Origin of the sequence: Wolbachia endosymbiont (group A) of Clivina fossor (assembly GCF_964026865.1) — a bacterium.
GTDB lineage: Bacteria > Pseudomonadota > Alphaproteobacteria > Rickettsiales > Anaplasmataceae > Wolbachia.
Genome location: NZ_OZ034707.1, coordinates 1,207,909 through 1,220,970 on the forward strand (window position 1 = coordinate 1,207,909; position 13,062 = coordinate 1,220,970).

The window sequence follows — 13,062 nt, forward strand, 5'->3', positions numbered from 1 at the left end:
TTAAAGAAGTGTAAGTTGAAACAATGTGCCATGAACCGGATATGCAAGAAATTATACGAATCTTCGACCTCCTCTTTCAATAATATTATTATTTCTATTTTGCGTAACTTTTTCCGTATAATTTTTAGGAGGTACTGGTGGTGCAAGTGGTTTTTTGCTTACAGGGTTTGAGTCTATACCTTTCTTTTGCCGATGATAGTTCCGTGCTTCTTGAACGGTCTGAAATATAGACTCTCCATCATTACAGTTTCCTCTCACAGAGTTTGAGTTTATGTCTTTCTTTTGCGGAGGATAATTCGATGCCTCTTCACGAGTCTGGAATATAGGCTCTCCATCATTATAGTTTGAGTTTATATTTTCCTTTTGCGAACCAGCGTTCAATAATTTCGATATCTCTCGCCCTAGCTGATCACCTTTATAATTATTGTTAAGATCTTTGATTTTCTCTTTTTTCTCGATTATTTGAGCTAAGGACTCGACAATAATATCTTTGTTTATTCTTGAAGCATCTATTGGCTTACTTCCTTTGACAGTAATTTCACTACTTCCTTGCTTACTACTTACATTATAGCCCTGCCCTTCAATTTTTGTTGCCACTTCTCTTTTAAATAAATTGCAAATGGCATCTATTATTTCTTGAGCACAATCTTTAAAAAAAGCTTTGATTGCCTTGAATTCTTGTGCTAAGGAAACGATTTGAATATGTGCGTATTTTTTACCTGGTGATAACTCTTCAGCATTCTGGTGTATAGATTCTATTTGCTGAGGGTCAAGCATCATTGCATGACGTTTTGAGCGTGTTGGGTTTGCTTGTGTTTCGGATGACGACATGTCCTTAATATCTTGTTTTTTATTCTCACCATCAGCAACCATACCATCACTTGATTTCCTTTTTTTAGGAGGCAATGGTGGTCGATTTTCATTGTTCTGATATATAGGTTCTTTTGGTACCGTTTCAGACAATGATCTCTGAATATCTTGAAGATTTTGGTATATAGGTTCTTCCTTCTTCAAATTTTCATAAATTGGTTCTTGCACTAAGTTAGCATTGACAAACTCCTGTACTCTTTCTAGATAACCAACATTTTTATCCTCTTTAGGTACTCGCACACCTTCAAATTTGATTTTTTGTATCTCTTCAATACTCAGCCCATTTTTTTCAAGCCATTCCTCTCTTTTACTCATTGATGCAACAAACTCATTAATCTTTTGAATATTTTTTACATCATCATCAACTAGCATGACAGTTTTTGGCAACTCACCATGTTTATCCTTATACTCCACAATTGCCTTACAGATGTGTAAATTTTTTCCAACTTGATTTTTTTGTTCTTTGAGACCTTTTGGAAGCTCATTATCATAATCTCCTGGAAACCCACCAAATACAGAAATACCGCCTGCTTGTTCTTTAGATAAACCCAAATGATTCTCTACAACCCTTCTCACAGCGTCTGAATATCCTGTATACGATGCGATATTAACTTTCACTCCATTTGAAAGTGCAGATTGCAACACAGATTTTAATGTCTCCTTATTTTTTACTCCGCCTGTATTCTTTAGAAAATTTCCTATATCAGTATCGTTCACTGCATATTCTGCACCAGAATTGAAATCACTTTTTTTGAACCCGGAGTGTTTACCGGAGAAAATATTATGCATGTGTCCATTAGTAATAGTGTTATCAAAATCAAATATTAATAGGGTATTATTTCCTTTAGCCATATCTTCACCTCTAATCCTTACAAATCATACGGGTAGAGACTAACATTAATAGATTAATTATTTATTATAACCTTTCTAATTAATAGTGTGATAAATAAAGTAAATATAACAAGAAGTAAAAATCAACGGCATAAAGAAAAGACTTAAAGAGAGGCCAAATCAAAGTGCAATGGTATTTCACTAATCCAATTATTTTTCTCTTGATCTAGCCTATCATCCAATATTGCCTGCCTTATAGATGCCATTAACTTATTCATGAAGAAAACGTTATGAATGGTAACGAGTGTGTAAGCCAGGAGCTCTTTAGCTTTCAGTAAATGGTGTATATAAGCTCTTGAATGCTTTCTGCAGGTAAAACATAAGCAGTCACTTTCAATTGGGTTATTGTCCAGCTCGAATTGTTGATTTCGCAAATTAATATGCTCTTTGCACTTTGAAGAAATAGAATCTCTATTTTTTACTTTAATAAGCGCACCACCATGCCTTGCTAAACGGGTTGGATGCACGCAATCAAACGTATCAATTCCAAGACTAACTCCGCGAAAGATGTCCACAATTCCACCAATACCAAGCAAATGAGTAGGCCTATCTTTTTTCAGATGGTCCATAGTGAAAGAAACTACATCGTACATCTGCTCTTTACTTTGACCAAGTGATCCACCTATTGCTTGACCAAAAAATGGCAAATCGTTAATAAAATTACAACTTTCTCTACGTAAATCTTGATATACTCCGCCTTGACTAATTCCATACAGTGCCTGCTTGCCATTATTGTTTTTTTCAAATTCATTTAAAGAACGTTCAGCCCATTTGTGGCTCATGAGCATTGATTTTGCTGTGTATTCTTTGCTTATGTGAAATGGAGTACATTCATCTAAGACTAAGACTAAATCTGCACCTAGTTTCTGTTGAATTTGTATAGACTTTTCAGGAGTCAAGCAATAAGTTTTACCATTAATGTAAGAACGAAAAATTGCCCCATCCTCATTAATTTTGATCAGAGTTTTTTGTTTTTTTCTTATTCCTTTTATCTCTTCCGAAACTGATCCGTGCCCTAAGCTAAATATCTGGTATCCACCAGAATCAGTGAGCATTGGTCCACTCCATCCCATCATCTTGTGCAAACCACCAAGTTTTGCTACGGTATCTTCCCCTGGTTGGAGCATTAGGTGATAGGTGTTGGAAAGTATTATCTGAGTACCTGCTTCACTAATTCTCTCGATATCTGCAGCTTTAATTGCAGCTTTTGTTGCACAGAATATAAAAGCTGGTGTTTCTACGCTTCCATTTGGAGTTTTAATTGTTCCAACTTTTGCAGAACCTGATTGCTTGATTATCTTGAATGCAAATTCTTCTTTCATCTATTTGCCTGAAAGTTCTGTTATGATGTTTTCTACTTTCTCAGGAGTAAGATTTTCATAGAAGTCATTATTGATCTGCACAACGGGAGCATTAACGCATGCACCTAGGCATTCAACTTCTTTTAAAGTGAACAAATTATCTTTAGTAGTCTCACCGATATTGATTCCAAGTTTTTTTTTAAAGGTATTTAAAACTTCTTCACTATTGCACAACCAGCAAGGAGTTGTTCTACAAATTTGTATTAGATATTTGCCTACTGGTTTTAAATTATACATGGTGTAAAAATTTGCCACTTCATATACACGAATATGTGGAATATGCAGCATATCAGCAACATAACGCATAGCAGATTCAGAAACCCATCCGCATTGCTCTTGAACCAGGTATAGTAAAGGCATGACAGCACTACCTTCTCTACCTTTGGGATACATCTCTATAAACTTTTCCGCTTTCTTAAGGTTTTCTGATGTAAAACTAAACTGCTCTTCTTTTTCTATCATTCATGAGACTCGTGTAAACTTTACAGATTATACCTGTAGAACCAATGATTGCAATTGTTGGTTTTTTGAGAAATAGCATTTTGCAGTATCATACTACCCATACTGCCCAACTTGTAAATTCTTTTGGCTTGGCCATAGGATCCAGTTAAAAAATCTGATCATGCGCTAACTTCAATTGTTTCATAAGTTTGTTTTAGTAAATCTCAATTATTTTAGCTACAGCTAACTACTTTAAAAAAATGCTTAAGAAATTATAGTATATTATTTATAAATACACTATCCTTGACATTTATTATAAATGTTGTGTATAATAAACTATATTTATTAAAAAGAAACTGGTGAAGAGAAATTTAAAAATTTTCTCACATCACTAGATAAAGAAAATCTTCAAAAGCATGCCACAACTATTTACAGAAATTACGAACAAAGTTACAATGAAAAGTATTTCATGTACAACAAAATTGGTTCTGGTGCAGTAGTAATAGGATCTTGTGCTCTCATTCTGCTATCTCGATATTTCGATCTAAGAGAAAAAGTGCAAAAACCACTTGAATACATGGCACTTGCAGCAATTGTTATCTTTGGAGTTGGATTTCTATACTCACTTTATCAAGAACATGAATATAAAGCCTCCAACAAAAAGGGAGAATATGTATCAGATCACGAAAAACATAAGGAGCTTCCTGAGGTTCAAACAATTATAGATGAGCTAAAGGCAGAAGCCCTATTAGGGAGTAAAAAAGAAATTTAGCCAAAACTTAAGATTCCGCTACTTGTTAGCGGAATCTGCATAAGACATAACGAATAAAAATTTACCTTTAAATATAGATTATAGGGTTTTGAGAACTCCACCTTCCTTTCATCTATAAAACTTCTTAGCCATTTTCGAGCCTATACTTACTTTTTAGTATAAAATAAAGACGTTAATTTTTTAATTTTAGTTAAAATTTTCATTGACATTAACACACAGGAGTAATCATAATAGCATTTTATTAATATTTTAAATAAAATTATGTCTATATTAGGAAGATTGCTCGGGATCAACTCAAATACACCGGAAGTTAAAGAAGCGGTAGGTTTTAACCCAGCAAACGTAGGGTTGATTGAAGGAGATGGAGTCGCTTATGGACTTAGCTATCAAGATAATGGTAATGGGAGCAGTAAAGTAAAATTACTTATTAGTCCATTATATCAATCAAAAACATACGAATGGGGTACAAATGTCAGCGTAGTAAATGAATTCAAAGATCAATTGTCTCTCACATTAATAGAAGATTCAGCTGAAACAGATAAAGTTGGAATTGTCTTTCCTGAAGAAGGAATTGGCGAAGAAGGAGAAAAATACGTTAAAGGCTTATCTTTTAACACTTACGGAATTAAACAATCAGTTAATACTCCTTCAGTTGAACATTTAGGTAAAACAAAATTACAAAAGAATATTGATAATAATAGTCTTGCAAATGTGGGCAATAGTTACTTTCAACCAAAAGCAGTGAAAGTTGGTAATGGTGATGTAATTGTAATTGCTCATAACTTAAAGGATCAAATTTTAGTTTCTTGGTACTTAGAGTCAAATGGAAGTGGAAAATTTAAAGCATTAAATGGAAAAAGTGGTGTTACAGAAAGAAAATTGTTCAATTTTGATAATCCGGGGCAATTGGCATTAAATGGAAACACGATGCTTTATGCGCAAGTGAGCAGAAAAATTATTGGGGATCAAGAGGTGAGAAAAACACGTATTTTCAAATTTGATATGGCTAAAGTGGTTGAGGATCTGAAAAGTAGAAAGGAAGATGAATGTTTGCTTGGTAAGAAAAATTGTCAGATAAATACAGCGTCATCTTTTTCTAGTGAATATGAAATAAGCTTTTTGCAGTATGTAAAGCGAACTGAAGGCAATGATCTAGTTGCCTTTCTTGCAGAAGACCGGTTGTCTGATAAACAAACGTTACATTTAACAAGTCTTGTTAAGAATGGATCAAAATCGAACTTTACTATTTGCGAATTTGCAGATTCTATAGAGCAATTGTACGTTAAAGACAATGGTCAAGACAGTTTTATTGTAACTGCAATAAGTGAAGAAAACATCGCAATTTTCAATCATCAAAGATTTGAAAAACCTTCTAAGGTAACAATAATACCGGCAAGTAGTATCAAAACTCTCAGTGATTTTGTTGATATCATTAACGGTCGATTGACACCTGATATCATTTCTAGTAGTACCGTGGCTCCTGTAACTATTACAGAAACGGTTGTGACTTCTAAGAAAACGCTGACTGCTGCAATTACTAGCACAACAGAAACCGACACTGTAAAGACTACCAAATTAACAACAGAAGCATCAACTACCGTTGCACCTACTTCTACAATAAGTAAACCTTCAACAGAGTCAACGACTCAAACAAGTACAGTAACAGTGGAGCCAACAACAGAAGCCGTTGCACCTACTTCTACAATGAATAAACCTTCAACGGAGTCAACGACTCAAACAAGTACAGTAACAGTGGAGCCAACAACAGAAGCCGTTACACCTACTTCTACAATGAGTAAACCTTCAACGACTCGAACAAGTACAGTAACAATGGAGCCAACAACAGAAGCCGTTACACCTACTTCTACAATGAGTAAACCTTCAACGACTCGAACAAGTACAGTAACAATGGAGCCAACAACAGAAGCCGTTACACCTACTTCTACAATGAATAAACCTTCAACGGAGTCAACGACTCAAACAAGTACAGTAACAGTGAAGCCAACAACAGTAGCAAAAACAACTACTACTTCACAAGTGACCACGGTTGCTACAACGTCAACTAGTGTGCCAATAATAAACTCAGAGAAAACTATACAAACAGTATTTATACCAAATCTCATAAATAAGTAGGCAAATAACTCACAGAACAAATGGTTTTGATCGAACTTTCCGTAATATTACGAATGAATGCACATACAGTATCCTCCAATAAACTAACAGAGTCATATATTCTATTTTTAATGAGATTGTCTTTCAAATATTGCCATAAACGCTCTACTGGATTTAACTCTGGTGAATATGGAGGTAAATAGATTAAGGTAATATTTTGTGGTATTTTTAAACCTTTGGATCTATGCCATCCTGCACAATCCACAACAAGAAATGCCTCCCTTGTTCCTAAATATTGTGACATCTGCTCAAGGAATATATTCATACAATCAGTATTGACGTTTGGTACGAATAAGCTAGAACTCTCTCCATTTCTAGGATTAACTGCACTATAGAGATAAAAGTTTTGCCTACCTAATTTTACCTTAACCTGTGTCCTAATGCCTTTTTTAAACCACCCGTGTCCAATCTTTGAATGTGTGCCAAACCGCAACTCATCGAAGAAAAATAGCTCTTTTTCGGGATACGTGACAATAGTTTCATTAAGATTTTTTTTTAAACTCTTCTTGTTTATTTTTATCCTGTTTATTGTGCACAGGCCTTGGAGTAATATACGAAAAACCTAACTTTTGCATCAGTCTATGTGCTGTAGACTTACTTACCTCAATAGAAAACATTTTCTCAATTATGATTTTTAATTTCTTAGCCGTTAGGTTGGCTCCTTCTTCTGCTATGACATTTTTAATTTCTTCTTGCTGCTTGTAGCTCAACTTCGGCTTTACTCCACGTCCTGGTTGTATTTTAAACGCATTGACTCCTCCTTCCTTAAATCTTGTAATCCACTTCATCAATGTAGTTCTAGTAATTCGGTATATTTGAGCAACTTTTGTTATTCCATATTCTTTTGCAGATATTATTGCCTGTAATCTTCTTCCTATCTCTCCTCTTATGCCGTGCTTCTTTAATTCCAGGTTACACTTATTATATAATTCTTCTCCTATTGCTTTACTTTTTCCTGCCATAACTCCCCACTAATTCTTAAATTATTCTATTTTAGAAATTTTTCTTTATTCGTCTATTTATTTTTAGGAATTGGTATTAGTATACCAAGTACTAGAACAAAAGAGTCAACAACTCCTATATTTACCACGACTTTACTTCCTCAACCTACTTCTTCACCACAGCCTACTCAACTTGCTATAGGGTCTAATAGGGCAGGAATGATAGGAGGATCTTTGATTGGAACAATAGGTATTGCTGGAATTATAGGATTTATAGCATATAAATGTATTAAGAAATATCACGGTTATTATAATGCTGCTCATGTGTTAGAATTAGCTGATTTGGAATCGCATTCAAATAGCAGCAATGAAGAAATTTTTTTCACCCATAGCAGAACAAGCAGTGATAATAACATATCTATACAAACTACGTATCAATCTGAAACAATGCTAAACAGTATATCAGTAGAAAGTAGTAGTCGAGCAAGAAGTAGCTCGTCGTCTTCAAGCGGTGGACCAGGCTCTTGACTAACTGAAGCGGAGTCTAAAAGTGAAAAAAGCTTATCTTGGGATAGCAATGATGTGCCGGAATATCACCTTTAGCTATTTGTCTGAATGTTTTTAATATGTAGACTGTTAGGAAATTGTCTTTTGCTTTTGTGATTTTCATGTTAAAGTATAATTCCTGGGTGAAATAAGTAGCTGCTGTTGTGTGATAAACATAGCAGAGGAAAGTCCGGGCTCCAAGGAAAAATAGTGACGGGTAACGCCCGCCGGAGGCAACTCCAGTTATAGGGCTACAGAAAATTACCGCCTAAAATATTTTAGGTAAGGGTGAAAAGGTGTGGTAAGAGCACACCATGGCAATGGCAACATTGGTAGTCGAGTAACCAACACTAGGAGCAAGATTAAATAGAAGTAGATTTTATGTTTTTCTCATATCTACTCGGGTAAATCGCATGAGGTAAATGGTAACATTTACTCCAGATAAATAGCTACATAAACAGAACTCGGCTTATATTTCACCTAGGCGTCACATGATACATGCGATATAAGCCATGCTATATTTAAGTGTAGGCATTTCATGCGTTGTCCTTCACTTGTTCTGCTTGATAGCCATCACTACTTTCGCCTACATTAACATTAGAATATTCTTCATCATCAATATACTCTTTCAGAACATACCCTCTGCCCCAAACGGTTTCTATGTGGCTTTTTCCATCATTTGCACTTTCAAGTTTCTTACGTAATTTGCACATAAAAACATCAACTATCTTGTTATCTGAAGGTTCATCCAAGCCATTGTAAAGATGATTTAAGAACATTTCTTTTGTTAGTACTGTTCCTTTACGCAGTGCTAGCAATTCTATCATAGAATACTCTTTATTAGTAAGGTGAACCGTTTTACCTTTCACCTCAACAATCCTGTGATCAAAATTGATATTTATATTACCAATCTTTATCACCGATTCAGGATGGCCTTTAGTACGACGCACTATGGCCTTAATTCGAGCTAATAACTCGCTTTTATGAAATGGCTTGGTTAAGTAATCATCTGCACCATACCCAAGCCCTTTAGCTTTGTGATTGACAGCGGATATACATGAAAGTATTAAGACAGGAACTTTGATTTTTGCACTTCTTAGTCTTAACAATATATCATATCCGTCAATATCACCAGGCAAGTGTATATCTAAAATAACTAGGTCATAGTAATCTCCGTTTGAGGAAACCATATTATTGTTATAATCTTGTGCAGAAGTAACAACGTCACAGAAGTGTCCATCAGAAGTTAAGGCATTAACCACAGTCTTTGCACTTACTTGATCATCTTCGATTAATAATATACGCATATTTTACACCCCATAAATAATTTATAATTTTAGTAATATATATAACTAAGGAAAGTAATAAATCAAATTTTTATTAACAAATGATCAAAATTACACTTATTAATTAATAATAAATATATTGTTCCAAAGTTATATAAATAGATCTAAAATATAATAGATATACCATGGTAGTAATAATATTTTTAGTAAATATTGAATTAAAGTTACTATTATTAAAAGAATACTTCGGTTAATAAATATTTAACTATTCTATATGTCTGTGTTATATTTTTAATTTACTTATCCTACTGTTTTAAAGTATAAGTAATACTTTCAGGAATATTGTGTGGCAATATCAATTTTAGGTGCTGGTGCATGGGGTACAGCAATCGCAATTTCATTAGGTAGTAAGAAAGATGTGATTTTGTGGACTCGCAATGAAACTACATTTGAATCAATCAACGGGAAAAGAGAAAGTGACAAGCTACCCGGTTGTCGAATTTCTGATAATGTGTCAGTAAAATTGGCTATTGAAGACACAATTAATGCTTCAGTAACAATCCTCGCTGTTCCCACTCAATCTCTGAGGGAGGTATGTCAGCAATTGCATAATTGTAATCTGAAAAAAGATGTAGCAATAATTTTAGCTTGTAAGGGAATAGAAAAGTCTACATTAAAATTACCTAGTGAAATAGTAAATGAAGTTTTACCTAACAATCCTATTGCTATTTTTTCAGGCCCTAGTTTTGCTGTAGAAGTTGCAAGAAAATTACCCTATTCAATGGTTCTTGCATGCCGAAATAACATATTGGGTTCAAAGCTAGTATCAGAACTACAGCAAGAAAATGTTAAATTACGCCTTAGTAGCGATGTTATAGGGATACAGGTTTGTGCAGCGTTAAAGAACGTTTTTGCTATAGCGTGTGGGATTGTTCTAGGTAGTAAACTTGGGTTTAATGCTCATGCAGCATTGATTACGAAAAGTATGAGCGAAATTAAGGCTTTATACTCAGCAAAAGTTGGTAACGGTAATGTGGATATAAATACACTACTTGGGCCGGCATGTCTGGGTGACCTAATTATGACATGCACATCCTTGAATTCAAGAAACCTATCTTTTGGGTTTAAAATAGGTAATAGTGACAATGGCTTTAATGTTCAGCAGATTTTGTCAGAAGGCAAGTCAGTGATTGAAGGTTTTAGCACTGCTGAGCCCATATTTAATTTAGCAGGAAAGCTAAAGATAAAAATGCCTATATGTGAAGCGGTCTATAGATTATTGTATGAAAGCGCCTCTATAGAGGATACTATTTCTGTTCTTGTAAATTAGTTTTGTACTTTGGTGTATTGTGAAATTTTTATATAAATTGATATCAACATGGTGGCTGTCTGGCACAGTAAAAAAAATGCCAGGTACCGTAGGCAGCTTAGCTTCTTATCCAATTGTTCCTGTAATACTGAGTAACAGAATTTTAGGTGCAGCAATTATTTTTTTTTTATTTTTGATTGGACTATGGTCTATAGGCAATTATATAAAACACTACGAGACTTCATGTGATCCAAAAGAGGTAGTAATTGACGAAGTAGTTGGTCAATTGCTGACAATACTTTTAGTTTCGATATTGTTAAGCCAAGAGATGAATTGCTCTTCATTGTTGTTGTGCTTTTTTTCTTTTAGGTTTTTTGATATAATAAAAACGTGGCCTATAAATTTGATCGATAAAAATACCAAAGGTCCTTTAGGTGTTATGCTAGATGACATTATAGCTGCAATTTTAGCCTGTGTTCTTATAGGAGCCTTTTATTGTTTATTGTTGATGTATGCAGGATAAAAAAATTTATTATTCAAGCTTAATTGTTCAAAATTTAAAGGATTATATACTGTACACAGCAAATTTATCTGAGTGGGAAGTACACGATGAATTTGATAACGTTACATTTACAATAAATGGTACTAGGGAGTCATTATTTAATTTTGTGTTCTGTGGAGATCAATGTACCGAGCTTTCTATACAAAAAACTCTAGATTATCTCAGAACAAGAGATATAGAAGCAACATGGGTAATAAATTCACATATGAAAATAAGAGATATTTTAGAAAAGTGTGAAATAAAACACGTTAGCACACCAAAAAAAGCTTTACTTAATATGAAAAATTACTTTTTACCTGCTGATGTTATTCCAAACTTGAGGTTAAATGCTGTAAATGGTAGCGACCTCTTAGAACAGTTAGATTTACACACTTCTAAAATTTTTTATCATGGCGTTGGAATTGTCAGCACATTTTTTCGCGGATTATCAAATTATGATGATAAAAACTCAAGATTAAGATTTTTTCTTGTAACACTAAATAGTGAAATTATTGGGACATGCGGTCTTTATGTTCAAGACAGTGTAGCTGGTTTTTATAGTGATGGAGTTTTACCAATTTACAGGAATCGTGGAATAGGTACCCAAATGGTTTTAGAAAGAATAAAGATAGCTAAACAGCTTGAATGCAAATATATAGTAGCACATTGTATGAAACCTTCTGTAAACCTTTATAAGAGATTGGGCTTTCAGATGTTAGGCAATCTTTACTTATATAACTCTTCAGCATAATTCTGAGCGGTTACAAGTGTTTACATCTGTTTTAGAAGTGCTATGTTTTTTTTGTATGAAGTGGTTTTAATATTGATTCTAATATTATTCTTTCTCTCTTATTCTAAATTAAAAATTAGTAATAAGATTAAGAACTTACAACATCGAAATGTTATCATAAATAATTTAATTGATACTGTGAATGATGGGTTTTATATTTGGGATGCAAAAAAGCGTATAGAAAAGTTCTCTCCCAACTTACTAATTTTGCTTAATACTGTTTTTTACTCATTTAATGAGTTTGTGAATTTTTTTGAGCAATCAGAAAGTTTAATTAAAAATTTTGCTGAGGCAAAGGAAATAAATAAATCTTTTACTCTAGATTTAAAGTCAAAAGACAGTGAGGTTTATTGCATATGTTATGGTAGAAGCATAATAGATGATTCTAACAATGTGATTGGTGTGCTGTTATGGATAAGGAATGTCTCAGACTGTAAAATAAAAGCTCACGGACTTGAGCTAGAAAATAGTAAGCTTACACAAGAAGTGGAGAGCTATAAAAATGTTTTCAACTCTTTACCATTTCCAATACTAAAATATAACAAGAATAGAAAGGTAGAATTTTATAATTTGTTTTATGATAAATATGTAGATGGCTCTAAGAAATTTGCTATTACCAGTAGCGCTCATAGCACAAAACCAGGAAGGCATGTCGTAACTTACAAGAACGAACCTAAGGTTTTCGATTTTGTTAAAATTCCAATACAAGGTTCTGGTAGCATAGTAATGTATGGGAAAGATGTTAGTGATGCAGAGAAATTATATACTGAATTAAACAGTTATTTAGCTACACAGAAAAATTTGCTTGAGAGGTTGCCGGTTGCTATAGTAATATATAGTAAGAATCAAAAGCTAAAATTTTATAATAATGCTTTCATAAAAACCTTTCAATTTGACCCAAAATTTTTGGCATCTTACCCAACTTATCATGAAGTTATGCTTTACCTCTTCGAATCTAAAAAGCTTTTAGAAAAAGAGGATTTTCAAACTATTAGTAACCAAAGACATGAGTTATTCAAAAAATTATTTGCATCGTATGATGATACGATGCATTTCACGAATGGAAAAGCGTTCAGGGTATTAACAATACCCTACGCTTCGGAAGGTTTGCTGTTCTCTTACGAAGAATGCAAAAGATGATA

General features: G+C 33.7%; 12 protein-coding genes and 1 other RNA gene. 8 read left to right on the forward strand and 5 right to left on the reverse strand.

The features are described 5' to 3' along the window. Positions 1-51 precede the first annotated feature (51 nt). The 3 genes from AAGD99_RS05970 to nuoE form a co-directional block, all read right to left on the reverse strand. The gene (locus AAGD99_RS05970; RefSeq protein WP_341822880.1) at positions 52-1,722 is read right to left on the reverse strand and encodes a hypothetical protein; all 1,671 of its coding nucleotides are present in this window, start codon (positions 1,720-1,722) and stop codon (positions 52-54) included. A 143-nt stretch (positions 1,723-1,865) separates the two neighbouring features. Continuing rightward, a complete protein-coding gene (gene tgt, locus AAGD99_RS05975) occupies positions 1,866-3,083 on the reverse strand; it encodes a tRNA guanosine(34) transglycosylase Tgt (RefSeq protein ID WP_264731631.1) in 1,218 nt (405 codons plus the stop codon). Continuing rightward, complete coding sequence (nuoE, locus tag AAGD99_RS05980; RefSeq protein ID WP_264731629.1) at positions 3,084-3,584, reverse strand: NADH-quinone oxidoreductase subunit NuoE; 501 nt, start codon at positions 3,582-3,584, stop codon at positions 3,084-3,086. It abuts the gene before it with no gap. 448 nt (positions 3,585-4,032) lie between these two features. Here nuoE and AAGD99_RS05985 point away from each other — a divergent pair, with 448 nt between their 5' ends. Together AAGD99_RS05985 and AAGD99_RS05990 are read left to right on the forward strand one after the other, a co-directional pair. Then, positions 4,033-4,335: a hypothetical protein gene (locus AAGD99_RS05985; protein ID WP_264736071.1), complete on the forward strand. Its 303-nt coding sequence runs from the start codon at positions 4,033-4,035 to the stop codon at positions 4,333-4,335. 261 nt (positions 4,336-4,596) lie between these two features. Then, positions 4,597-6,468: a hypothetical protein gene (locus AAGD99_RS05990; protein ID WP_341822881.1), complete on the forward strand. Its 1,872-nt coding sequence runs from the start codon at positions 4,597-4,599 to the stop codon at positions 6,466-6,468. Here the strand turns inward: AAGD99_RS05990 and AAGD99_RS05995 are convergent. Then, a protein-coding gene (locus AAGD99_RS05995) for an IS630 family transposase (protein WP_341822277.1) occupies positions 6,455-7,469 on the reverse strand; the annotation gives its coding sequence in 2 pieces (ribosomal slippage) (positions 6,455-7,003 and positions 7,005-7,469; 1,014 coding nt in all). The two genes, AAGD99_RS05990 and AAGD99_RS05995, sit on opposite strands and share 14 nt — an antisense overlap. A 198-nt stretch (positions 7,470-7,667) precedes the next feature. On the opposite strand from AAGD99_RS05995, the gene AAGD99_RS06000 reads away from it, so the two are divergent. Beyond that, complete coding sequence (locus tag AAGD99_RS06000) at positions 7,668-7,976, forward strand: hypothetical protein (protein WP_341822882.1); 309 nt, start codon at positions 7,668-7,670, stop codon at positions 7,974-7,976. A gap of 157 nt (positions 7,977-8,133) precedes the next feature. Further along, an RNA gene (gene rnpB, locus AAGD99_RS06005) (RNase P RNA component class A) lies at positions 8,134-8,482 on the forward strand. A 48-nt stretch (positions 8,483-8,530) separates the two neighbouring features. On the opposite strand, the gene AAGD99_RS06010 is transcribed toward rnpB, so the two are convergent. Continuing rightward, a complete protein-coding gene (locus AAGD99_RS06010; protein WP_096616586.1) occupies positions 8,531-9,301 on the reverse strand; it encodes a response regulator transcription factor in 771 nt (256 codons plus the stop codon). A 325-nt stretch (positions 9,302-9,626) separates the two neighbouring features. Here AAGD99_RS06010 and AAGD99_RS06015 point away from each other — a divergent pair, with 325 nt between their 5' ends. Genes AAGD99_RS06015 through AAGD99_RS06030 form a run of 4 tightly spaced genes read left to right on the forward strand, consistent with a single transcriptional unit; the run spans position 9,627 to position 13,060 of the window. Further along, on the forward strand, positions 9,627-10,610 hold the full coding sequence (locus tag AAGD99_RS06015; protein WP_341822883.1) for an NAD(P)H-dependent glycerol-3-phosphate dehydrogenase: 984 nt from the start codon (positions 9,627-9,629) through the stop codon (positions 10,608-10,610). Between the two features lie 19 nt (positions 10,611-10,629). Next, complete coding sequence (locus tag AAGD99_RS06020) at positions 10,630-11,112, forward strand: phosphatidylglycerophosphatase A (protein ID WP_341822884.1); 483 nt, start codon at positions 10,630-10,632, stop codon at positions 11,110-11,112. Next, positions 11,102-11,881 carry a GNAT family N-acetyltransferase gene (locus AAGD99_RS06025; RefSeq protein ID WP_253309312.1) on the forward strand — a complete coding sequence of 260 codons (780 nt, stop codon included), beginning with the start codon at positions 11,102-11,104 and terminating at the stop codon, positions 11,879-11,881. The genes AAGD99_RS06020 and AAGD99_RS06025 overlap by 11 nt, the downstream gene beginning before the upstream one ends. Before the next feature lie 42 nt (positions 11,882-11,923). Next, positions 11,924-13,060, forward strand: coding sequence for a hypothetical protein (locus AAGD99_RS06030; RefSeq protein WP_187297077.1), 1,137 nt, complete (start codon positions 11,924-11,926; stop codon positions 13,058-13,060). The last annotated feature ends 2 nt before the right edge of the window (positions 13,061-13,062 follow it).